Origin of the sequence: Parabacteroides sp. MSK.9.14 (assembly GCF_019041495.1) — a bacterium.
Classification (GTDB): Bacteria; Bacteroidota; Bacteroidia; order Bacteroidales; family Tannerellaceae; genus Parabacteroides; species Parabacteroides merdae.
Map to the genome: position 1 here is coordinate 90,877 of NZ_JAHPXO010000002.1, position 23,816 is coordinate 114,692.

At 46.0% G+C, this 23,816-nt stretch carries 17 protein-coding genes; 2 read left to right on the plus strand and 15 right to left on the minus strand.

Annotated features, from left to right (window positions below):
• From murD to aroQ, 13 genes are all read right to left on the minus strand, one after another.
• Window positions 1-1,338 carry a UDP-N-acetylmuramoyl-L-alanine--D-glutamate ligase gene (gene murD, locus KTG12_RS01600; protein WP_173022414.1) on the minus strand — a complete coding sequence of 446 codons (1,338 nt, stop codon included), beginning with the start codon at window positions 1,336-1,338 and terminating at the stop codon, window positions 1-3.
• Between the two features lie 89 nt (window positions 1,339-1,427).
• Window positions 1,428-2,687 (minus strand): phospho-N-acetylmuramoyl-pentapeptide-transferase, encoded by a 1,260-nt coding sequence (gene mraY / locus KTG12_RS01605; RefSeq protein ID WP_005634307.1) that lies wholly within the window; start codon window positions 2,685-2,687, stop codon window positions 1,428-1,430.
• Between the two features lie 77 nt (window positions 2,688-2,764).
• On the minus strand, window positions 2,765-4,237 hold the full coding sequence (locus tag KTG12_RS01610; RefSeq protein WP_122115657.1) for a UDP-N-acetylmuramoyl-L-alanyl-D-glutamate--2,6-diaminopimelate ligase: 1,473 nt from the start codon (window positions 4,235-4,237) through the stop codon (window positions 2,765-2,767).
• A gap of 3 nt (window positions 4,238-4,240) precedes the next feature.
• Entirely contained in the window at window positions 4,241-6,439 is a 2,199-nt protein-coding gene (locus KTG12_RS01615; RefSeq protein ID WP_005644585.1) for a penicillin-binding protein, read from the minus strand.
• A gap of 3 nt (window positions 6,440-6,442) precedes the next feature.
• Complete coding sequence (locus tag KTG12_RS01620; protein WP_005644587.1) at window positions 6,443-6,787, minus strand: FtsL-like putative cell division protein; 345 nt, start codon at window positions 6,785-6,787, stop codon at window positions 6,443-6,445.
• Window positions 6,788-6,813: 26 nt separating this feature from the next.
• Window positions 6,814-7,740: a 16S rRNA (cytosine(1402)-N(4))-methyltransferase RsmH gene (rsmH, locus tag KTG12_RS01625; protein ID WP_122203962.1), complete on the minus strand. Its 927-nt coding sequence runs from the start codon at window positions 7,738-7,740 to the stop codon at window positions 6,814-6,816.
• A gap of 415 nt (window positions 7,741-8,155) precedes the next feature.
• On the minus strand, window positions 8,156-11,482 hold the full coding sequence (locus tag KTG12_RS01630) for a DUF6383 domain-containing protein (RefSeq protein WP_215667779.1): 3,327 nt from the start codon (window positions 11,480-11,482) through the stop codon (window positions 8,156-8,158).
• 808 nt (window positions 11,483-12,290) lie between these two features.
• A complete protein-coding gene (locus tag KTG12_RS01635) occupies window positions 12,291-13,211 on the minus strand; it encodes an Rpn family recombination-promoting nuclease/putative transposase (RefSeq protein WP_119215899.1) in 921 nt (306 codons plus the stop codon).
• Between the two features lie 94 nt (window positions 13,212-13,305).
• Window positions 13,306-14,541 carry an FtsX-like permease family protein gene (locus KTG12_RS01640; protein WP_155143446.1) on the minus strand — a complete coding sequence of 412 codons (1,236 nt, stop codon included), beginning with the start codon at window positions 14,539-14,541 and terminating at the stop codon, window positions 13,306-13,308.
• Between the two features lie 12 nt (window positions 14,542-14,553).
• Entirely contained in the window at window positions 14,554-14,889 is a 336-nt protein-coding gene (rbfA, locus tag KTG12_RS01645) for a 30S ribosome-binding factor RbfA (RefSeq protein ID WP_005634351.1), read from the minus strand.
• 14 nt (window positions 14,890-14,903) lie between these two features.
• Window positions 14,904-15,527 (minus strand): O-methyltransferase, encoded by a 624-nt coding sequence (locus KTG12_RS01650; RefSeq protein ID WP_005649524.1) that lies wholly within the window; start codon window positions 15,525-15,527, stop codon window positions 14,904-14,906.
• Window positions 15,528-15,611: 84 nt separating this feature from the next.
• On the minus strand, window positions 15,612-17,063 hold the full coding sequence (gene pyk / locus KTG12_RS01655) for a pyruvate kinase (RefSeq protein WP_005644598.1): 1,452 nt from the start codon (window positions 17,061-17,063) through the stop codon (window positions 15,612-15,614).
• A 133-nt stretch (window positions 17,064-17,196) separates the two neighbouring features.
• A complete protein-coding gene (gene aroQ, locus KTG12_RS01660; RefSeq protein WP_005634357.1) occupies window positions 17,197-17,631 on the minus strand; it encodes a type II 3-dehydroquinate dehydratase in 435 nt (144 codons plus the stop codon).
• 216 nt (window positions 17,632-17,847) lie between these two features.
• Between aroQ and xerD the strand changes: the two genes are divergently transcribed.
• Window positions 17,848-18,753 (plus strand): site-specific tyrosine recombinase XerD, encoded by a 906-nt coding sequence (xerD, locus tag KTG12_RS01665; protein WP_005634359.1) that lies wholly within the window; start codon window positions 17,848-17,850, stop codon window positions 18,751-18,753.
• Here the strand turns inward: xerD and KTG12_RS01670 are convergent.
• Together KTG12_RS01670 and hflX are read right to left on the minus strand one after the other, a co-directional pair.
• Window positions 18,750-20,744: a DUF4954 family protein gene (locus KTG12_RS01670; RefSeq protein ID WP_138272854.1), complete on the minus strand. Its 1,995-nt coding sequence runs from the start codon at window positions 20,742-20,744 to the stop codon at window positions 18,750-18,752. The two genes, xerD and KTG12_RS01670, sit on opposite strands and share 4 nt — an antisense overlap.
• Window positions 20,741-21,952, minus strand: coding sequence for a GTPase HflX (hflX, locus tag KTG12_RS01675; RefSeq protein WP_005644604.1), 1,212 nt, complete (start codon window positions 21,950-21,952; stop codon window positions 20,741-20,743). Before hflX ends, KTG12_RS01670 begins: the two co-directional genes overlap by 4 nt.
• Before the next feature lie 72 nt (window positions 21,953-22,024).
• Here hflX and KTG12_RS01680 point away from each other — a divergent pair, with 72 nt between their 5' ends.
• Window positions 22,025-23,764 carry a T9SS type A sorting domain-containing protein gene (locus tag KTG12_RS01680; protein WP_122115652.1) on the plus strand — a complete coding sequence of 580 codons (1,740 nt, stop codon included), beginning with the start codon at window positions 22,025-22,027 and terminating at the stop codon, window positions 23,762-23,764.
• Window positions 23,765-23,816 lie beyond the last annotated feature (52 nt).

The following is a 23,816-nucleotide window of genomic DNA, read 5'->3' on the forward strand; positions in this document are numbered from 1 at the left end:
TTACAGGTTACGCACACAAGCCTTGAACTGGTCGCCACGATCCTCATAGCTCTTGAAGAGGTCGAAGCTGGCACAGCAGGGTGACAACAGGACGGTATCTCCCTTTTCGGCCAGCTTATACGCTTTCGCTACGGCTTCTTCCATCGAACGGGCATCCTCGATAACAGGAACCTTCCCGTCGAAGAAACCATGCAGCTTGGCATTGTCCACACCGAGGAATATGAGGGCATGCACCTTTTTCTTCACCAGCTCTTCGATTTCGGAATAATCATTTCCCTTATCCGTTCCACCCAGTATCAAGACCAGCGGAGTGGTCATGCTCTGCAAGGCATACCAGCAGGAGTTTACATTCGTAGCTTTCGAGTCGTTGATATAATCGACTCCGCGCACACGTGCCACTTTCTCCAGGCGATGTTCCACCCCGGTAAAGTCGCTCAGCGAAGCCCGTAAATTCTCATCGTGGATATCCACCAATTTGGATGCGATACCAGAAGCCAGCGAATTATACAGATTATGCGTTCCCGATAATGCCAATAAATCTTCTTCCATTGTAAACGTTCCGTTTGAGGTTTCAATTATTATCTTTTTGTCTTCCGTATAGCCCTTTACGCCGGCTTCGTGAGTTTCGGCGAACGGGTAGAGAGTTGCCTGCGGATGGCGTTTGGCGATTTCGCGGGCAATAATGGGATCGTCGTTCCAGAATATGAAAGCATCTTCAGCCGTCTGGTTCCGGATAATGCGGAATTTGGCATCCACATAGTTCTGCATCTCGTAGTTATAACGATCCAGATGGTCAGGCGTTATATTCAGCAAGATGGCGATGTCCGCCTTGAAGTCGTACATGTTGTCGAGCTGGAAACTACTCAGTTCGATCACGTAGACGGCGTGAGGATCTTCAGCCACCTGGAGGGCAAGGCTGTTCCCGACGTTCCCGGCAAGCCCAGCATCCACTCCCGCCTGTCGGAGGATGTGGTAAGTCAGCATGGTCGTCGTCGTCTTGCCATTGCTTCCGGTGATACAGATCATCTTGGCATCCGTGTACCGTCCGGCAAATTCTATCTCGGAGATGATAGGCGTACCTTTCTCCTTCAGTTTCTTTATGATAGGAGCCTTGTCGGGAATCCCCGGACTCTTGATAATCTCGTCGGCATTCAGGATGTCGGCTTCGGTATGCCGGCCCTCTTCCCAACAGATACCGTGGGCATCCAGCATATCCTTATACTTGGGTTTGATGGACGAGAAATCGGAAACGAACACATCGAATCCTTTCGCCTTTGCCAGCACGGCGGCACCTGCGCCACTTTCACCGGCCCCTAAGATAACAATCCTTTTCTTCATTTGATTTATGATTTCTTTATTCATTTATGATTTATGATTTATGATTTATGCGTCGATAATAAATCACAAATTATAAATCATAAATCACTTTACCTCATCTTTAACGTCACAATCGTTATAACTGCCAGGATGATACCGATCAACCAAAACCGGACCACGATCTTCGATTCGGGCACCACGTTAAAAGGTTTCTGTATCAAAGCCTGTATTCCCGCATTACCGGGCTTCTGGAAATGGTGATGAAGGGGAGCCATCTTGAAAATGCGCCGTCCCTCACCGTATTTCTTCTTCGTATATTTGAAATAGAACGTCTGCATAAGGACGGAGAGATTCTCCACCAGGAAGATGCCGCACAAGATCGGGATCAGTAATTCCTTCCGAATAATGATTGCGAATACAGCGATGATACCGCCTAACGTCAAGCTACCCGTATCCCCCATAAACACTTGTGCCGGATAAGCATTGTACCACAAGAATCCGACCGTTGCCCCGATAAAGGCAGCCGCAAACACCACCAGTTCTTCCGCTCCGGGGATGAACATGATATTCAGGAAAGAGGCGAACTCGAAGTGCGACGACATATACGCAAGTATTCCGAGTGCCACCCCGATAATCGCCGAGCTTCCCGCCGCCAGACCATCCAAACCGTCCGTCAGGTTCGCCCCGTTCGACACGGCCGTTACCACGAAGATCACCATCAGGACGAAGACCAGCCAGGCTGCCTCTTCCTTATATTCGCCTGCCCAGTTGACCAACTGCGCATAATCGAAATTGTTGTTCTTCACAAACGGGATCGTCGTCTTGGTCGACTTCTTTTCAACTGCATGGTAGCGGACTTCCTCGATCACATTGTCATGCCGCACTTCCATATTCTCCTTGATCACCACATCCGGACTCATAAAAAGCACCAGGCCGACGATCAACCCCAGACCGATCTGTCCGATAATCTTGAACTTGCCATGCATGCCTTCCTTGTTCTTCCGGAACACCTTGATATAGTCGTCGGCAAATCCCAACGCCCCTAACCAGATGGTCGTCACCAGCATCAGGATCACATAGATATTGGTCAGCTTCGCACAAAGCAAGGTCGGCACCACAATCGCAATGATAATGATGATACCTCCCATCGTCGGCGTCCCTTTCTTACTCATCTGCCCTTCCAGGCCGAGGTTACGCACCGTCTCGCCGATCTGCAACATTTGCAGCTTGTCGATGATACGGCGTCCGATAGCCGTCGAGATGAACAAGGACAGGATCAATGCCTGGGCGGAACGGAATGATACATACTTGAACATACCGGCCCCCGGAAAATCGAGCTGATCCAAATAATTAAACAAATAATACAACATAAAAAACTTCGTTTTTCAGTTGAAAGTTGAGAGTTGAAAGTTAAATACTGCTGAATATAACTTTCACCTTCCACCTTTCAACTCTTAAATATTTCTTTTAACTGTTCCCGGTCATCAAAATGATGCTTCACGCCTTTTACTTCCTGGTAATCTTCATGGCCCTTGCCTGCAACCAGGATCACGTCACCTTTCCTGGCGAGCATAGTGGCTGTTTTGATCGCCTGCGCACGGTCCGTAATGCAGAGCGTATGTTCCATATCGGCAGCATTCAGGCCGGCAACCATATCTTTAATGATCTCATCCGGTTCCTCGAAACGGGGATTGTCGGAGGTCAGGATCAGCTGATCGCTCAACTTGGCTGCCTCCTTCGCCATGATCGGGCGCTTTCCCTTGTCGCGGTTGCCGCCACAGCCAACGACCGTGATCACACGGCCGTTGCCGTTCAACACCTCATGGATGCTGTTGAGCACGTTCGTCAATGCGTCAGGCGTATGGGCATAGTCCACGATTGCCGTATATCCCAACGGAGACTGGATCGTCTGGAAACGACCGGAAACCGAATGCAGATCGCTCAACACCACCAACACTTCTTCCGGATCTTTGCCTAACGAAACGGCAGCTCCATACACAGCCAACAGGTTATAGGCATTGAAACGGCCGACAAAGCGTGTCATCACCTCACGCCCGTTAACCAGCATTTCAGTCCCTTCGAAATGGGATTCCAATATCTTTCCTTTGAAATCGGCCAATGTGCGGAGCGAATAGGTCAGCTTCCTGGCAGCCGTATTCTGCAACATGACAAGACCGGCTTTGTCGTCCGCATTCGTAAGTGCGAAAGCCGAAGCAGGCAGATCATCGAAGAATTTCTTCTTGGCTTTCAAGTAATTCTCGACTGTCTTATGATAATCCAAGTGATCACGCGTCAGATTGGTAAAGATACCTCCGTTGAACGACAGGCCGCTGATACGCTTTTGGTCGATCGAATGCGAACTGACTTCCATAAAAGCATACTCGCAACCGGCTTCCACCATCCGAGCCATCAGATTATGAAGGGTGACAGGGTCAGGCGTCGTATGATCAGTCGGGATTGCTTCGCCATCGATATAATTGCAAACGGTAGAGAGTAATCCTACTTTATGCCCCATCTTCCGGAACATCTCGTACAGGAGTGTCGCAATTGTCGTCTTTCCGTTCGTGCCGGTCACTCCAACCAATATCAGATTGTCCGAAGGATTCTCATACCAGGCAGAAAGTGATTTGCCTAAAGCATCCGCCGAATCTTTCACCCGGATAAAAACCGGTTTGCTTTCGGATACCTGTATGTCTTCATCCGAAAGAGCAGGAATTTCCTCGCAAACGATTGCGGCAGCCCCTTTCCCGATCGCGCTTTGGATATAATCATGGCCATCTACGGTCGTACCCCGAACCGCCACAAACAAAAAGCCTTTTTCCACTTTACGGGAATCAGACTGAATACCGGAGATCTCCACGTCGGTGTTTCCTACGACCTCAAGCACTTCCAACGGATGAATAAGTTCTTTTAGTTCCATAGCCTATTTTAATGTTAATGAAACGGTTTGTCCTTTCGAAACCCGTGAACCGGGAGATACGGATTGAGAAGATACCCGCCCCATACCATTCAACGAAGCCCGTAATCCAACGCTTTCCAACAGGTAAACGGCGTCTTTCGCTCCCATGCCGATCACATTCGGCACCAATCCTTCGCGGATAGGGATATCTTTCAGTTCCACATCTTCCCTGCCGTCCTCACGCTTAGCCGTCACCCATTGGGTTTCGATACTGTCGTTATCGGCCTCTATATCGAGTTTGTCCAAAACATATTCCAACGCTCCCCGTTCACCGGCTTTCGGCTGCGGCAACGTCACTGCCAATGAATCCTTTTCCATGTCGCGGATATCGAATGACATATGGCTGGCATAGACCTTCTCGGCTATCGCCTTCACTACGCCGCCTGACATCGTGCCCCCCGAAGGATAGCCGTTGCGCGGCTGACGGATCACGACGATGCAGGAATATTTCGGTTCGTCGGCCGGGAAATAGCCGCAGAAGGCGACCTGGTGGCCAGCCTGGCGGTAAACACCTCCCGAAGCGATCTGGGCCGTACCGGTTTTACCGGCAATACGGACAAAGTCAGAATGGACGGCCTTGCCGGTTCCTTTTTCCACTACGCCTAACAACATATCCTTTATCATATTCAGCGTACGTTCCGAGCAGATGGATTCCCGCACCACTTCGGTAGAGAAGCTCTGCACGGTCTTGCCGTTGTGCAAGATTTCTTTCGTAAAGATCGGACGCACCATCTTACCGTTGTTGGCAATCGCATTATAGAAGGCAAGCGTATAGATCGGCGGGATCTGAGTCTCATACCCGAAAGACATCCACGGCAGAGCAGTCTTCGACCAGTAGCGTACAGTGTCATCCGGCCGGCGGATTTTAGCACGGCCCGCTCCAGGGATTTCCAGACGGAGGTCTTCGTTCAAACCGATACGGTAAAGCCCTTCCACATACTTAGTCGGATTCTTTTCATATCCTTTCAGGATCGTCTTGGCCACCCCGATATTGGAGGAATACCAAATAGCCTGTTCCACCGAAATACGGCCGTAACCGCCTTTATGGTTATTATGATCCGTCATACGGGCTCCTTTATACATATAGATACCGTTGCCGACATCGACCGTATCGCCGGGCTGGCAGACACCATCTTCAAGCGCCACCATGATGGAGGCGACTTTAAAGGTCGAACCGGGTTCCGTTTCGTCTGCCACGGCATGGTTGGTATCCTCGCCGTAGACGCCTTCACGAATACGCCCCATGTTGGTAATGGCTTTCACCTCGCCTGTCGCGACTTCCATGACAACAGCCGTACCCGATGCAGCGTCGATCTTTTTCAGCATGTCGAGCAACGACTTCTCGGCTATATCCTGGATATTGATGTCGATCGTCGTGCGGATATCCATTCCTTCCACCGGATCGACCTCTACGACATTCGTCCATCCTCCACCGAGACGGCGTACGGAATTCAGGCCGGCTACGCCGTGGAGCAAAGTATCGTATTGCAATTCCAGACCGTTCTTTCCCTTTGTCAGCCCTGTTTTAGGATCGATATCGCGGAACGTATCGCCGATCGTACGGGAGGCCAATGTCCCGAACGGCTTCTGCCGTTCGACCATCTCCCGCGTGTAGAAGCCGCTCTTGAACCGTCCCAAACGGAAGAACGGGAATTTCTTTATTTCCTTCAAGTCGGAATAGGAAACTTTACCGTCACAAACGGGGAACTGGCGGCTTTTCTTCTTCAGACCATTCAGCAGGTAATTCTTATATCCGGCAGGCGTCCTGTCTTTCAATTTGCGGGAAAGGTAAAAAGAAAGGGAGTCGATCCCGTTATGTTTACTTTTCAGAAGCGTATCCAAGCTGTTCCACTTCTTGGTCGGATGGGTATAGCAATCTGCGTTGAAATCGATATACAGATAAAAGCAAGGCACACTGGTCGCCATCAGTTTGCCGTCGGAAGAATAGATATTTCCACGGCTGGGATAGATCAGGCGGTTCGGACGCTTCTGGCTCTCGGCCACCTTCATCCAAGTCTCCCTTTCCACAAAAGCCGTATCGAAGGCACGCACCAAGATGCCTATTGCTACCAATCCGAGCAACAGCACGATAAAGAAGTAACAGAATAAAATCCGGTTACTCTTAGGAGCTTGTTCTTTTGATCCGATCTCTTCTTCAGCCATCTTTTACTTATACAATTCATACGGCGGATTCTTCGCCGCTTCCAATTCTATACCCTGTTCTTCTATCAACAGTTCAATCTGCGACTGACGGCTGTTGCCTGTCAATTCCGAAGAAATGGACAGCGCCTCGAACCGCACATCGCGCAATTGCTGTTGTAAGCGGTCGATTTCACGCAACCGCTGCATACAGACATATCGGTTACCGATAAATATGAATATCAGTACGACAACAAGCACGATCATCTTCGTATGCCTGACAATGAAATCCTCTTTCAGGATCCCACCCCCCAATATATACAAAAAAGAAAAACGATTCTCCTTCTTCTTTTTCTTCTGTTTCGTTTCCATTGCCATACTTTTTCTGTTGAAAGTTATCAGACTCTATTATCCAACTCCGCAATCCTTAGCTTTGCACTCCGGGAGCGGGGATTCCGTTCGATCTCCTCGTCCGACGGAACAATCACCTTATTGTTTACCAGGCGAAACGGAGATCTTATATTTCCAAAGAAGTCCTGCTCCGCCTTTCCTTCAAAGTTACCCGTCTTCAGGAAGTTCTTCACCAACCTGTCTTCCAAAGAATGGTAGGTGATGACAACCAGACGTCCGCCGGGTTTCAACACCTGAAGCGTCTGTTGCAACATCTCACGCAAAGCACGCATTTCATCATTCACCTCGATACGCAAGGCCTGAAATACCTGAGCCAGGAATTTCTTCTCCTTATCTTTTCCCGTAAAGGGCTTTATCACTTCCAAAAAGTCGGCGATCGTTTCTATCTTCTTCGCTTCCCGGCTGCGCACCAAGACGGAAGCCAGCTTGCGTGCCACTTTCAATTCTCCGTAAAGGTAGAACAGGTCGGCCAACTGTTCTTCCGTATATGTATTAACAATATCTGCAGCAGTTTGTCCTGCCCGTGTATTCATCCTCATATCCAACGCTCCGTCGAAACGGAAAGAGAACCCGCGATCCTTGTCATCAAAATGATGGGAAGAAACGCCCAAGTCGGCCAACAACCCATCGACCTCACCCGCTACACCATGATAACGCATGAAGTTATATAAGTAACGAAAATTACTGCGGACAAATACAAAACGGGAATCCGCCGGAATGTTTTTCTCCGCATCGGCATCTTGATCAAATCCATAAAGCTCCCCTTCGTCATTCAGCCGGTTCAAGATTTCACGCGAATGCCCTCCACCTCCGAAGGTAACATCGACATACACTCCGGATGGTTGAATGTCCAGTCCTTCCAAACTTTCATGAAGCATTACCGGCACATGATAACAGACTTCTTTTTCTTCCATTTCTTCGCTACTTCATGTTAAACTTTTCCTTAAAATAAGGGCCTGTAGTTGGTTGATTTGCACATACATCACCCTATTGGAGGGTAAAAGTACACATTTCCTAATTTAACCGCCAAGAAATATATGGGAAAAGTAACAAAAAGTTATCAACAGGTCAGAAAAACATTCACATTCTGACACCCCTAAACCCTGTCAGAATCGCGTATTTGGACGATTATACAGGGTTATTTTCAAATATCGCATTCTCCGGAAGATAAGCAGCTCCGACTTCTTCAAATTCCCCCAATCATACCACTCGTATATATGCACAAAAAGCCTCTCCGATATTTCTACCGGAAAGGCTTATTTGTTTTCTGCCCTCTTTTCTCACGAGAAGAGGAGCAATCGATTTATTTAATTAATAAATGCATCGAACTTATTTAACGATAGCCTTAACAGCTTCTTCGCCTTCAACAGCTACTACAACTACACCCTGAGGAGCAGCGATTGTAGCATTGTCAGAAGTGATAACTGTGTTAGCAACTGTCTGGCCTAAGATGTTAGTGATAACAACTTTCTTGCCTTCAGCACCAACTACCTGAACGTTTCCGTTACCAGCAATCACTGTTACTTCTGATGTTGTAATAGTTTCGTTATCTGTAGCCAACTGATCGTTTTCTTTATTCTCAACATTGAAAACCAAAGCACCATCACCACCAGTCTTAGCATTAGCGAATGTAGATTTATCATCTGTCAAAACTACACAACCATTCTGAATCTTCAGCCATGCAGCTTTTTCTGTAGGAGCGATAGATTCATTAACGGTAGTTGCAGAATTCGGCCAAATGTTCGATTCGAACAAGAATGAGTTTTCAAGACCTTCTTCTGTTACATTGTTAGCCTTTTCAGGATGTACATAACGGAATGACCATACGTAGTTCTTATGAACATCTTCAGTCAACAGATTCTTGATAGCAGGCAGACCCTTAGCCACAACAGAATCATTATAAGCTTGCAGAGTTGCAAAGTTTACTTTGTCGTTAGCCACGCTTCTATATTGAGCCGGCAAGATCCACAATGTATCAGCAACACGGATACCTTCAACGAAACCAACGCGAGTATAACCACCAGCTACGTCTGCATACGGTTTGTCTTGACCATAAACTGCAACAGAATCCTGGAAGCTTACCATATATTTAGCTCTTTCGAATCCTGGGATAGCCGGATGAGCATGCTTACAAGCCATAGGATCGTCTGTAATCTGTCCGTCAGGTGTAATATGCGGACCATCTTCAGTACAAGGAGTTCCTTCGATACCTGCAAAATCATTATGAGCAACAGAAATCAGGTACTGAGGTTTGATATAGCCACGTCCACGAACTACCCAAGTTGTATCAATCTGGAATGCCAAGCCTGTTGCTTTGTCTGCGGTCCACATACCAACATAGTTAACGAATTCGTCTGTCAAGCCACCTTCCTTATTATTTTCGTCCATCAGATATTCATGACGTACGTTTTCATAGAATCTCAAAGTATCACGGCCATCAGCTTCACCAAGATTTGCATTATTGAAACGACGATACAACGGAGTCTTATCAGGATTGATTGCAAATGCAGAAGTTCTGGTTTCTCCCAGTGGTTGTACCTTAACTGTTGCATCCAGAATATCATCCGTTACACCAGCTTTAACATTTGAAATTGTATCACTATTAGCCTTCACAATTGCATAATAGCATTCACCTTCATAATGGTTATTTTCTTTCAAGAAGAAATAATCGATAGGATCAGCGTAAGCTGACATTGCATACTTGTCTTCCTTAGCTTCGTCCATATAAGCATCTTTCAATGAGATTGCATATTCTGTTCTACGCAACTGTTTGATGCCAACACGTTTTGCAACATCCGCCGTTACTGTATAACCATAATCAGCAATTTCGTCTTCAATCAGACGGAATGCATCTTTACCGTTCAATACATTCAGCAAAGAATCTTTACCAGCACCCTTAGCTAAATACTTGCTGTTTTCGCCTGTTGCATACGGATGCAGATATTTGAATGTATATTCATCCAATAAGAACTTAGCGTCCGGGATATTCTTATAACCTAACAGTGAATCCTGATAAGCTTCAGCGATCAAAGCTGCATTACCCTTAACACCTTCGGCATCTTTTACTTGTACAAAGATCAAAGAGTCCGTTGCCTTGATATCAATATCAGTAGCAGCAGAAGTATACATATATTTAGCACCTTCATTCAACATCAGTTGAGCTGTAGCAGACAATTCGGTTGCGAACTCACGGTTTGTGATAGTAACAGGAGAATAAGCCTTTACCTTATCAGCCGTGTTCTTTTTCAACACAACCCACTGATAAGCCGGCATATGAGCTGTCAACTGTTCGTCAGCCTTTACTGTTACCCAAGTAGCTTCGCCACCATTTACATGGATCGGAGAAGCCAAATATTGCCCCTTCTGATTCATGATGAAATACAAACCATCCTCAACAGAAGTACGACCGTTGTAAACGGCTTCACAACCTTTATAACCCAAAGAAATATCAGTTTCCTTCTTGTCATAGATAGTTACAATACGTACTTTATCTTTGATCAAATCCTGAACAGTTACAAAGTTGTTCTCACCTTTCACTCCAGCAGCTGTAGGAAGCACAGTTGCAGCAGCATCAGCAACCCAATCAGAACCATTAGTAGCAGTTTTCGGATCATAATCCATTGCAGATTTAACCTGAATTACCAAGCTATCTTTTGAAGGATAGTAAGAGAATGCGAACTTATACTGATCTGAAAGACCTGTTACTTTGGAAATAGAGTCTGCAGCAGAAGTCGGCTTTGTAGCAGCAGTACTTGCCTGACGTTTAGCATAGCTCAGATCAGACCACTTAAATGCACGGAATCTCTCACCGCTTTCGTTAACGATAGCAGTATCAACACGCAGATAAGAACTATCTGCCGTCAACACAAATACATAATCATTATCACCAGAAATAGCTTCAGCCAAGAATTTGCCAGCATTCTTTCCATTGAACGGGTTGGCGACAGCAACCTTTTCGCCCTGTTCATCCGGTGTAAATGTCAAAGCAACCCCCTTATCCGCAGCTTGCAACCCCAAAATTGTATTGATTTCAGGAGCCTGCAAACGAATCATATCGGCTTCTTGAAGAATAAACGTCGTTAATTCAGAACCAGCAGCTGCATCTTTATAAGCATCAGCTGCACCTAACTTCTTCACTTGAATATTTGTTCCGTCAGCAACCAAACCGATTACAGAGTCAGCTTTAAAATAAGAATACAATGTCTTACCTTTTTGTTCTGCAGCCGGAATAGATGTATACTGGTTCAAGTATGCCCAACCAGAGATTTCACCACCGACACGAGTAGAATCATTTGCCGTTTCTACGTCCGTATAAGAAGGCGTTTTTTCAGCCAAACCTTCCAACAGAGTACCAGCATACTGGATATCCAGACGCTGACCGGTAGCTTTGTTTGTAAAATCAAAGATAGGAGCTTTACCGTAACCTTCTTCAGTTACTTCAACACACCACAATGTACTTGCTAAATTTGCAGATTCAGTAGTTGCTTCCAATTTCAAAGCACCTTCCGGAGTCATCGCTAACACTCCACCAGCAGCTTTCAATTGATACAAGCCATTACCCGTTTTCTGCAAAGATGTTACAGGATTCCCTGCATTAGCAGACATCGCACCTAACAATGCAACCCCTGCCAAAAGAGTAGAAAACTTTTTGTTCATAATCAAATAATTTAATATTAATACTAAAGTGTAAATAAATCAATCAAATAACACGTACGTCTTCTAAATCTTATAATCAAATACCATTGCGTACGATTTTCTCTTGGCAAAAATACGCATAACTTTTAAACCGACAATCCTTTTCCTTAATATTTTTTCCTTTTCTATATTCTTTCTTATCAACAAGATAAGCTATCCTGTACGAAAATGCTTATTTACGAGACAAACTCTGATATTTATAGAGGAACTACCCCAAAGCCCTACATATCTGAAATTAATGTACATGCGTACATTAAATATATAAACAAAATCGATCTCTACATGATATAACGGAAACAACTGTCATTCCTGTATATTATGTCACCAATCCTCACACAAAGGTGAAGACAGACATCCGGACTGCCTTCACCTCAAAAATTTGCCTTCACCCTGTCTCGTCCTGATTTGGGTTGGCCATGCCTCCCCGGTTTCACATCCACACATTTAAGTAAAAAACAAGGAGGCTACAATATCAATTAATCAACAAATACACAGGCATTAACAACTATTACTACCACTCCTTACCTTTTCGCCCTTAGTCGAAAAGGTTTTTGACCAGTGTCGAAAGGGCTTTTGACCAAGGGCGAAAAGGTTTTCGACTAAAGGCAAAAGGTCTATGAGCAGGCTGTTTGACAACAGTAGCATGGCGATTGTCACTTAAATAGAACCTTCCGGAGCCGACTTGATCTCTGGTGAAGGCAGTTTGGTTCAGTTCTCAGAACCGAGCCTTCTGCGTACAAATAATGAGAGATTGAGAAATGAACACTCCTTACAAAGACAAAACTATTTCTTCGCTTAAACCGGTACACTTTACTATGGTAGCAACGTCTACACCCGTATCTTTCATCCTCGAAGCGACTTGACGCATGCCTTCGGCAAGGCCTTCCGCTTTTCCCTCTATTCTCCCTTCTAATTTGGCCGTGTCGATCACATCGTTCTGGATCATGATGGCGTCGAGATGGCGGTCGTAGATAAGGCGTTCCTGAGGGGACATGGAGTAGTATTTCAACTTCTCGCGGGCTTCCTTCAGACCCGGTGCAGTCGTATCGGGACGGATCGTGCCGTCTTTCAGGTATTCGATCCATTCGTCCAAAGGGGTGAGTGCCACTTTGTCGAACTCGTTTACACGGACCAGGATATATTCGGGGAAGATTTCAGCGGGAAGATGCGAGACGATCACATCACGTTCACGCGTGTTGACACGCAGATGGTCACCCGTATGTACACCGACGAAATGATTTTGGCCGTGATAGATATAGTCTGTCCCAATACCAATATCGAAATAAAGGATGCTGATGGAGTAGACTTTCTTGATTTTCCCATACCCTTCGCCAATCGAGATATGTTCGGTGATGGCTTTGGCTACGCCGTAGAGGATGCGTTCCAAATAATGCAGTTCGCGTGTGTTCTGGATTTCAACGAGGATGATTTCGCCTTTACTGTTCAAAGCTTTGATGTCGACGCGGTTGAACTTGTCGTCGGCACTTTCCTGGTTGCCTTCGCTTTCGAGGATTTCGACGATCTTGATTTCTTCGTTCAGCATGACGGTCAGGAAACCGTCGAGCACATCGAAATTGGCCTTCTGGCGCAACAGACGCTTAATGGCCCAATCGAAGCGAATATACCTGTCCTGCAACTTTTTTCTTTCCATCTCTTCCATGATTTTCAAATCCGACCCTTCCTTTTTCATAGTTACTGTTTTATTAGTTCATCCACAAATATACATATTATTTATGAACGGGCAACGAACCGCAATCTTTTTGTAATATCTTATCTTTCAATGATTATCGGGTAAGCCATTTCTTCCCCAGATAGTGGACAGGATACCAGGCGGCAAGGAAGCCGATGGAAAGGACGGTTATAAAGACAATAAGGATATCACCGGCTTCGACACGGACCGGATAGGCATCGATAATAAAGGAGCCGGCTGCCTGACCTAATTTGATAATACCCAACTCCTGTTGCAACAAACAAAGGGCCAATCCGATAACGATACCGATCAAAGCGCCGAGCCCGGAAATCATCCAACCCTCGAAAAGGAAAATACGACGAATCAGACGGTCGTCCGCACCCATATTCTGCAACGTACGGACATCCTCTTTCTTTTCTATCATCAGCATGGAAAGCGAACCGATCACATTAAACAGAGCCAGGATCAGAATGAAACACAGGATCAGAAAGATCATCCACTTCTCCCCCTGCATCATCCGGAAAGAGGCTTCCTGCTGTTCATAGCGGTCCTTGACCGAGAAATCATCGCCTAAGAGTGATTTTATACGGCTTTTGACCGAATTGATGTCTGCACCGGGAACCAATGACAACTCTATCGCCGAGACTTCCTTTTCATAATCGAACAAAGAGCGGACCATCGGCAAAGGCAGCAGGACGAAATTCTCGTCATACATCTGCTGGTTAGTGGCATATACGCCGCCGACAAAAGCATATTCCAAATTCAAGGAGGCGACAGGGTTGGCGAGATTGACTTTTTCATTCCTCTTGGGAGCGTAAATTTCCAAAGGATCGGCATAATTAGGGCGCACCCCCAAAGAAAAAGCCGTTCCGACACCCAAGTTGGCGTAATTGGCCACTTCGTCGGACAGGACAAAGGAACCATCCCGGCTATCGACTAAAATGCTGTCTATCCGCGTCAGACGGCCGAAAGTATCATCTACACCTTTGACCGTCGCGGTAATCTGGCGATCCCGATAGCGGACCTGCGCATTGTCCTGGAGCACTTCGCAAAACAAAGCGACCTCAGGCAACTCCTTCACTTCCCGGACAGCCGGAAGAGTCGGATCGAACACCTTTCCATGTACAGGCTGAATCTTCAGCTCCGGATCGAAATTGCCGAGCATGGAAGAAACCAGCCCGACAAACCCGTTCAATACAGACAGCGCACACACCAGGGCCATTGTAGCGACAACCACTCCACAAACAGATACCATCGAAATGATATTGATGGCATTGTGGGATTTCTTCGAGAAAAGGTAACGCCGGGCTATATAAAACGGGAAGTTCAACGCGGTATTCTTTTACTTTTTCAACAGATTATCAATATTTTCGATATAATCCAGGGAATCGTCGATAAAGAATGTCAGTTCAGGAATCTTGCGGACCTGTTTCCGGATGCGCTGTCCGAGATCAAAGCGGATGGCTTTCGTATTCGCCCGGATATTCTCAAGCATTTCCTTCGACTTGTCGGACGGGAAGATACTCAGGTAAGCACGTGCCACACTCAAATCGGGGCTTACACGTACCACACTGACAGAGATCAGGATACCATGCATAGCCTGTGTCTGTTTCTGAAAGATATCACTCAACTCCTTTTGCAGGAGACGCTCTATTTTACTTAATCTTGTACTTTCCATAATTTCTTGCTTTTTTATTTTTTCCAGATCATCGTGAGGCCGTCACGCAAAGGTAAGATAACTTTTTCAATACGCGGGTCTTCTTTGATTTTATCATTAAAACTAAGAATACCGAGTGTTTGTTTATCCTTAGGATGCTCCTCCACCACATGACCGTCCCACAACGTGTTGTCGGCAAGAATCAAGCCGCCGGCACGCACCATCGGGAAAACAAGGTCGAAGTATTCCGAATACAACCGCTTGTCGGCATCGATAAAAACAAGGTCGAAGGTTTCACCGAGCGCCGGGATAATATCGAGGGCATCGCCGAAATGCACCCGTATCTTATCCTGATGGGGCGACTGTTTCAGGTATTTCATGATGAAGTCTTCCATTTCGTCGTTGATCTCAAGCGTATGGATCAAAGCCCCTTCTTCCAGCCCTTCCGCCATACAAAGAGTAGCATATCCTGTATAAGTACCGATCTCAAGCACACGGCGGGGACGAAGCATCCGGCAAAACATCTTCAATATCCGCCCTTGCAGATGCCCCGACAGCATTCGCGGACGAAGCAGGTTCACATTCGCATCCCGGTTCAGGGCCGAGAGCAGTGCACCTTCTTCGTCACTATGAGAAAGGATATATTCGTCTATTGTCATCTTCATGATTTATGATTTATGATTTATGATTTATGATTTGCTTGCTGGGATATTAATCATAAATCATAAACCATAAATCTTTGTTTATTCCTTAAACGTCGGCAACTGATAATTACTTCCGGCGTCCAATACCTTCCCTACATTATTAATTTCAAGGAAGCTCGTACCGCCACCTTCACCGAAACTGCCGCTCAGGTAAGCCACCATGTCGTTACGGGTGATGCGTCCGCTTTTGATCAGCTCGTTCAGCGCATCATAGAAATAGCCGCGGCGACTGTCGTTATAAGGCTGGTGAACAGCCCAGACACCGTAAGAAAGGGACAGCATACGCATGACACGGGGATTGTAGCAGATCGAGAACACGGTGGAAGTACCGCGGAATGCAGCCAGGTAACGAGCCGTACGGCCGGTATAGCTATCTGTAATAATAGCTTTTACATGCAGTTTGGAAGATGATTTCACAGCCTGCTTTGCAAGGAAAGACGTAACATCCAAGTCATTACCCTCGATAGGGACACGGATATCATTGGCTGCAAGTTTCGTCTTTTCTGCCTCACGGGCTACCTTCGTCATCGTCTGGACAGCTTCGACAGGGTATTTTCCGTAGGCTGTTTCACCGCTCAACATCAAGGCATCCGTGCGGTAATAGATCGCATTGGCGATATCCGTCACTTCGGCACGCGTAGGACGCGGGTTGCTGATCATGGAGTGAAGCATTTGGGTAGCCACGATAACCGGTTTCTTTACTTCCACGCATTTACGGATCAACACACGCTGGATACCCGGAATCTTTTCGGCTGGTACTTCGATACCCAGGTCACCACGGGCAATCATGATACCGTAGGCAACTTCGAGGATCTCGTCGATGTTGTCGACACCCTCTTGGTTTTCGATCTTCGCAATGATCTTGATCGGGCTGTTATGTTCGTCCAGAATGCGCTGGATATCCATTACATCCTGCTTGTTTCGGACAAATGAGTGAGCAATAAAATCCAGATCGTTTTCAATTGCCCACAGGATATTTTTACGGTCTTTCTCTGTCAAGGAAGGCAGATTGATACGTACACCCGGCACGTTCACGCTCTTACGGCTTCCCAAGGTCGCGTCGTTCTCCACTTCGCAAACCAGAAAATCGTCTTTCTTATCGATTACTTTCAGTTCCAAATCCCCGTCATCGATCAGGATATCGCTGCCGACGGTCAGGTCATTGACAAAATTCCGGTATGAGACACAAATACAATCATGCGAAGTCTCCCCTTCCGGGTTTCCCACGATCTTAACCATTTCCCCGGTCTTGAACTCGATGGGAGCCTGCGCAGCAGTCGTACGCACTTCGGGCCCTTTAGTATCCATCAAAATTCCGATACGGTTGGAAACCGTACGGACATTATTAACGACTCTGGTCAAACCTTCTTCCGCCATGTGAGCCGTATTGAGGCGCACGACATTCATTCCAGCCTTGTATAACGCGTCGATAAACTCGACCTCACAACGCTGGTCGGAAACTGTAGCAACAATCTTCGTATGCTTTAACATATAACCCTTTTTTAAAATTGACAATTGACAATTGACAATTGACAATTTTAAAAACAGCCAATCCTCAACTCCAAGAGCCAAACCTTTATTAAACTTCTTTTTACCTAAACAAATTTCTATCTCTTCCTAATTGTCAATTATCCATTGCCAATTGAAGCACCGCTTCCACCGCCAAACGGTACGAATCCAGCCCGAACCCTAAGATCACCCCCTTGCAAGCGGCTGAAATCATGGACACATGACGGAAAGATTCACGGGCGTGTACGTTTGAAATATGTACCTCCACAACCGGAGTCGTTACAGCTTTTATTGCATCGTGGAGGGCAATGGATGTATGCGTATAAGCGCCTGCATTCATAATGATACCGTCGTAATCGAAGCCGACTTCATGGATCTTGTTTATCATCTCACCTTCCACGTTACTCTGAAAATAAGCAATCTCACATTGTGGATACTTGGCACGCAACTCACTCAGATAGCCTTCAAACGAAGCATTTCCGTACACTGTCGGTTCACGCTTGCCTAACAGATTAAGATTGGGGCCGTTGATAATCTGAATTTTCTTCATTTTGCCGTAATTTATTACCTTTGCCCTGTCTTTTACGGACAGGAAATATCCGGCAAAGATAGTAAAGATTTATGATTTATAATTTATGAATTATGAATTGGTGCTAAGTCATTAGGGTAAAATCCATTACATAAGCAGATTTTACCGGACGAACCTTCAGCTCCTCATACTTCCCCGTAAATCATAAATCATAATTCATAAATCACAATTCGTTTCATGCACCGAGAGAATGACAAAATAGAACGATACAAAACATACCTCCGTCTGGAAAAAGCGCTTTCGGCCAACTCTATAGACGCTTACCTGACGGATCTCGACAAACTGACAAACTTCGTCGAAAGCGAAGGCAAGAAGTATGCGGATGTCACATATGACGACCTGCAACAGTTTGTTGCCCGCCTACATGATATCGGCATCCACCCACGTTCACAGGCAAGGATCATTTCAGGGATCAAATCTTTCTACCGGTTCCTGTTCCTGGACGATTATATAACAACTGATCCGACCGAATTGTTAGAATCGCCCAAGATCGGACTGAAACTTCCTGAAGTCCTAACTGTCAACGAGATTAACAGCATCCTGGACACGATCGACCTGACATTGCCGGAGGGGCAACGGAACCGGGCGATGCTCGAAGTCTTGTATAGCTGCGGACTGCGCGTGTCAGAGTTGGTTTCACTACGCTTCACGGATGTTTATTTCGACGAAGGATTCATCAAGGTGGAAGGGAAAGGGAGCAAGCAACGCCTGGTCCCCATCTCGGAAACAGCTATCAAGGAGATCAAGAACTACCTGTATGACCGCAACCATGTCGCGGTGAAAAAGGGATTCGAAGACATCCTGTTCCTGAGCCGGCGAGGAACGGCTCTGTCGCGGATCATGGTTTTTCATATCATCAAGCAGCAAACAGAAATGGCCGGTATCAAAAAGAACGTGAGCCCGCATACGTTCCGCCATTCCTTCGCCACCCACCTGTTGGAAGGGGGAGCCAACTTGCTTGCTATCCAGGAGATGCTGGGACATGAAAAGATTACCACCACCGAAATCTATACGCATATCGACCGCCAGTTCCTGCGGAAAGAGATACTGGAACATCATCCACGTAGCAAGCCGCGGGATTAGAACAGCCGTTCCATGCGTTCGATCAGCTCATCACCCAAAGCCTTTTTGACAACAATATGCTCTTTGACTGCCGTGACAAAGGGATTGCTCTCGAATGCACCGCGCACACCTTCGAAATCTTCCTGCTTCTCTTTATCCGAACCATCCACACCGAAACCGGTCATGAAAGTAAGGGAGAATTCTTTCTTCGCATCTTTATAAAGCAGGTTATCCAATCCGATCACCGAGTCCTGCCAGCGGCGGACAAGATCGACGATCTGTGCTGCCGATATTGATGATAGGTTCACACCGTAATACTCTTCCAGCATATCATACGCCCATGTCCATTCCATATCATAATAATTGGAATGCATGGCTGCAAAGAACTCTTCTATCGCCTCAAGCGAAGTTATCTCGCCTTCTTCAACTTTCTCGATCAACCTGTCCAATTCTTCACGAGGAAGGATCAACCCGGAAAGATCCAGCCATTCCCCACGACCAGCTGAAGAAGTCGGTTTCAACTGTGACCAGACTTCTTCCATAGAACGGAAATCCGTTCCTTCCAGGCGCTTGATCAAGGAGTTCCCCAAGAATTTATTGATTGCCATACCATAAAGATCGAGGGCCGTACGCAAAGAGGAACCTTTGATACGAGTATTTTGATAATAATAGACTTCGGATGTCTCACCCACCAACTCTTGCAGGTTCTTCAAGATTCCGACAGCTTTCATCATCTTGTAGATGGTATACGGACTTAGCAAGTTGTAGTTGATCATATCCAGCCGTTGCTGGTCGGTACGCTTATCACGCTTCGGCCATTTCTGCGCATCGCGGATCGTACCGACGCTACGCAGGTTTACACCGGGAACCAAGTAAGTCTCATCGTCTTTCTCTATCAGATAAGAAAAAGGCATGTCCGACGTATCGCTATGATGGTGATGGCGCCCCATTACCAGAGAGAAAGCCCCGACACGCGCAGGCCACAGGATATAGGAGTCACTGGTCGTCTTGGAACCTCTCTCCACAATACCCTGGTGGATGGGGCCCAGCTTATACATATGGTTACTTTGGTTCGAGCCGCTTCCGGCGTTCAGAAACGAATACATGCCGGCAATCAGCAGGCTGCTCTTATGCATCGACACAGTAAAAGGTCCTGCAAAGATAGCACAAGCCTCTCCGTTCTCAAAAGCGCAGTTGCTGAACAGAAGTGAATCATGCGCAGAGAAGTTATGCGTCACATGGCACGCCTGCCCGATAAAACAACGGATAATCTTGGCGGCATCGGCAACCACAGCCCCCGAAGAAATGATAAAATCCTCCGCGATAACGCTGTCGCCAATATACACCGGAGCATTCACATTGCTATTGACCGTACCGTTATCGAGACGGGTACAGTTTTCGACCGTTGCATAATCGGCAATCACAGTATTGCGCACAGTCCCTGTATTGATTATTTTCACATGGTTGCCGATAAAACCATAGTTGCCAGTCTGCCGTTCGGCAAAATCGGCAATCATCGCCTGCAAACGCAGTATTAAAGCCGGCCGATGACGATATAAAGCTATCAGATAGGCCAATGATGCAGACAAGCCATTATAAATGGGTACTTCACGGCCTCCCGTTTCATTCAGTACGGACACTTCGACATTGTTCCCGAAAGAGGACCTTCCTTCTACATACATCACGTTCACGTTCTGTATGAAACAATCATCGCCTATGAAATAATTGGAAATATAATTGTGCACGTTTTCAATCAGCGTATTATCGCCGATCTCACAATTATGCAAAGTTGCATTCCGGATACCGCTATGTTTCTTCACCCCTCCCGGAAGAGTAAATTCCTTTTCAAAAAGGCCCAATGCCACATTCCCTGAAAAATGAACATTACAAACGTGTTCGGCATGAAAAGGGCTGGCGACCTTTATGTTTTCCCAATTATCGGCCGTACAGCCGTTCTTCTCCAAATCTGCAATTTCTTCCGATAGCAGATGCCTTAAATATCCTTCACTCATTCTTCATCATATTGTTGGAAAAGAAAATCGTTATAAGGGAAACGAGTAATATGAATCTGTTTCACCCGCTCGTACAGCAAGGCTTTGAGTGCATCTATATTCGTCCGTTCCTTGGCTGAGATAAAGATACAATTATCCTGCATCTTATTCATCCAAGTGCGTTTCAATTCGTCCAAATCGATATTCTCACGTGTACGCGGAGTCAGGTCATCTTCATCCTTCGGGACAAAAGTGAAAGCATCGATCTTATTGAACACCATAATCATCGGTTTCTCCGTCTTGTCGATTTCCGATAAGGTACGGTTCACCACCTCGATCTGTTCTTCAAACGTCGGATGAGAAATATCGACGACATGCACCAACAAGTCCGCTTCACGCACCTCATCCAAAGTCGATTTAAAAGATTCGACCAGTTCGGTCGGCAACTTACGGATAAAGCCGACCGTGTCGGACAGCAGGAAAGGCAGATTGTCGACAATCACCTTTCGGACAGTCGTATCGAGTGTCGCGAACAGTTTGTTCTCGGCAAACACTTCGCTCTTACTAAGCAGGTTCATCAATGTGGACTTTCCGACATTGGTATAACCGACCAGTGCCACGCGGACCATCTTTCCGCGGTTCTTCCGCTGCACGCTTTTTTGCTTATCGATCTCGACCAGGTCCCGTTTCAGCTTGGATATCTTATCCAGGATGATACGCTTATCCGTTTCCAACTGAGTTTCACCCGGTCCACGCATGCCGACACCGCCACGCTGACGCTCCAAGTGTGTCCACAAACGAGTCAGGCGGGGCAACATATATTTATATTGCGCCAATTCCACCTGTGTCTTCGCATGAGCAGTCTGTGCACGACGGGCGAAGATATCCAGGATCAGATTCGTACGGTCCAGAATCTTTACCTGCAACTCTTTCTCGATATTACGCAATTGCTTGGCGGAAAGTTCGTCATCGAATATCACCAACCCGATCTCGTTTTCCACCACATATTCCTTTATCTCCTGCAACTTGCCGGAACCGACAAAGGTCACGGAGTTCGGATAATCCAGTTTCTGATAAAAACGTTTCACAGCTTCGACACCTGCCGTATCGGCCAAAAAGGCCAATTCATCCAGGTATTCCTTCACTTTCTGCTCATTCTGTTCAGGAGTAATCAGTCCTACGAGAACAGCCTTTTCTGTCTGTGCTTCAGATATAATAAATTCTTTCATACGGCAAAGATAGTAAATTCAATTATTTATGTATATTTGTACCCATAATATCAAACCAAAATAGTATTAACTATGAAAAAGGAAGTCATACACTTTGTTCAGTATGTACTTGTAAAGATTTTATTCTTCGGTGCAGCTTATCCGCTCCAGGCACAAGTTTCCAATCCATCCTCATGGGAAAGTTTTGTCGGTAGCGATGAAAATAGGCTTATTTCGGATACGCTCAGATTGCAGACATTCGGGGATTCAGAATGGGATAATTGGGGATATACGTTAACTGTAAATTCTTCTCTTATCCAAGAGAAACATACGATAAAGATACCTGTCGGTTCCGGAATCATTTTTTCCCCCTTCTCGCTTAATAATTATACAAATGTAAAAATCGTATCACATATTGCCGGACTCAAACTAGAACCCGGTGAGTTGTTATTATTTAACGTTCACCGTAATAATTCCGATGAAGTCATAACAGGAAACACTCCTGAACAAGGTAAAGATTACATGGGTTACAGATATCTTACAATCGGAAGCAATCCAAGCTCTTTTGCTATAACGACAAACAAAAAAGTCAATACACAGAATGGATATTATATGACCGATAGCGTTTTTGCTTATGGCGACATCCCTTCATATTCTCTATTCTCTGGTATCGGAAACTGGAACGACACAACCCTTTGGTCGCATCTTCCTCCACTCCGCCACAGGAATGCGCTCATAAAAGGGAATGTAAATATAACAACAGATACGTATTGCAAAGATATCGCCATTCATTCCGGATCACTGGAGATCAATCCTGGCAGCCTGTTTATCCTACAGAATTTGGACCTATACGAAAACAAAGCCTCTCTCCATTCAGGAGGGATGATACTTCTTTCCGGCCGTATCACCTTCCATAAAACTTTTGAAGAACCCGGCAAATGGTATTTTATCTCATTTCCTTTCGACGTTTATCCGCCTGGCATCGACCTCCACTTCGAACAAAAGGATGCTACGCCTAACGACGGAGGCAACTATTTTTATGTCCAATCCTACAACGGAGACAAGCGGGCATCGTCCAACCAATCTGCCGGGAATTGGGAAGTCGTGCCCATCCGTCCCGATAATGTCCCCCTGTTCGAAAAAAACAAAGGTTACCTGATCGCATTAGACGAGAAAACGACAAACCGAACTTTATCTTTTTCATCTCGACCCGGCGACATCCCCGAAAATTTTGCCAATATAGGAGTAATTGCAATTCCTTTAAATTCCGACAGTTCTTCAGGCAATCAAGAAAACCATGGCTGGTATTTGTGCGGCAATCCATTCCCCGCACTACTTCCATTAACCCAAATCGAAAAAAACAGGGCTTTGGATGGAAATATCTATGTATATGACGGAAACGGTTATAAAACCTATTCCCTTAATAGCAACTATGCCCTCCCTCCTTTCGCCGCCTTCTTTGTAAAAGCATCCTCACCGACCGAGTTGAAAATATCGTCCAACAGCACACCCACAAAAGCAATAAACATAATCCCGACAAACTTCCCTATGAGTAAAAGTATAACCGAACCCCATCCCGACAAACAAAGCACAGAGATAGAGCTCCCCAATACAGAGAATTTCCGTTTTTTCATAAAAGACGGCCAACTGCACCTGCAAAATATCCCGGAAGCAGGATATATCAAAGTTTTTAACATGATGGGACACTGCATGTTTCAAAAAAGAATACGACAAGGTTCGCTGGTAGTTCCGTTCACTAATCTCTCTGGAATGTACATTTTACAAATACATTCCGCCAACTATCAAAAATACTATAAAGTGGTCCTTCCATAAATACAACAAAGGCGAAATGTAAAAGTGCTTTATTCTCGCACTTCACATTCCG

Excerpts from the sequence above, each read along its gene's own strand:
- rbfA (WP_005634351.1), bottom strand. The coding sequence starts at position 14,889 with ATGGAAAGTACAAGATTAAGTAAAATAGAGCGTCTCCTGCAAAAGGAG.
- murD (WP_173022414.1), bottom strand. The coding sequence starts at position 1,338 with ATGAAGAAAAGGATTGTTATCTTAGGGGCCGGTGAAAGTGGCGCAGGT.
- pyk (WP_005644598.1), bottom strand. The coding sequence starts at position 17,063 with ATGTTAAAGCATACGAAGATTGTTGCTACAGTTTCCGACCAGCGTTGT.
- KTG12_RS01630 (WP_215667779.1), bottom strand. The coding sequence starts at position 11,482 with ATGAACAAAAAGTTTTCTACTCTTTTGGCAGGGGTTGCATTGTTAGGT.
- KTG12_RS01610 (WP_122115657.1), bottom strand. The coding sequence starts at position 4,237 with ATGGAACTAAAAGAACTTATTCATCCGTTGGAAGTGCTTGAGGTCGTA.
- KTG12_RS01620 (WP_005644587.1), bottom strand. The coding sequence starts at position 6,787 with ATGGAAACGAAACAGAAGAAAAAGAAGAAGGAGAATCGTTTTTCTTTT.
- hflX (WP_005644604.1), bottom strand. The coding sequence starts at position 21,952 with ATGAAAGAATTTATTATATCTGAAGCACAGACAGAAAAGGCTGTTCTC.
- KTG12_RS01615 (WP_005644585.1), bottom strand. The coding sequence starts at position 6,439 with ATGGCTGAAGAAGAGATCGGATCAAAAGAACAAGCTCCTAAGAGTAAC.
- KTG12_RS01650 (WP_005649524.1), bottom strand. The coding sequence starts at position 15,527 with ATGACAATAGACGAATATATCCTTTCTCATAGTGACGAAGAAGGTGCA.
- KTG12_RS01670 (WP_138272854.1), bottom strand. The coding sequence starts at position 20,744 with ATGAGTGAAGGATATTTAAGGCATCTGCTATCGGAAGAAATTGCAGAT.
- rsmH (WP_122203962.1), bottom strand. The coding sequence starts at position 7,740 with ATGGAAGAAAAAGAAGTCTGTTATCATGTGCCGGTAATGCTTCATGAA.
- xerD (WP_005634359.1), top strand. The coding sequence starts at position 17,848 with ATGCACCGAGAGAATGACAAAATAGAACGATACAAAACATACCTCCGT.
- KTG12_RS01680 (WP_122115652.1), top strand. The coding sequence starts at position 22,025 with ATGAAAAAGGAAGTCATACACTTTGTTCAGTATGTACTTGTAAAGATT.
- aroQ (WP_005634357.1), bottom strand. The coding sequence starts at position 17,631 with ATGAAGAAAATTCAGATTATCAACGGCCCCAATCTTAATCTGTTAGGC.
- mraY (WP_005634307.1), bottom strand. The coding sequence starts at position 2,687 with ATGTTGTATTATTTGTTTAATTATTTGGATCAGCTCGATTTTCCGGGG.
- KTG12_RS01635 (WP_119215899.1), bottom strand. The coding sequence starts at position 13,211 with ATGAAAAAGGAAGGGTCGGATTTGAAAATCATGGAAGAGATGGAAAGA.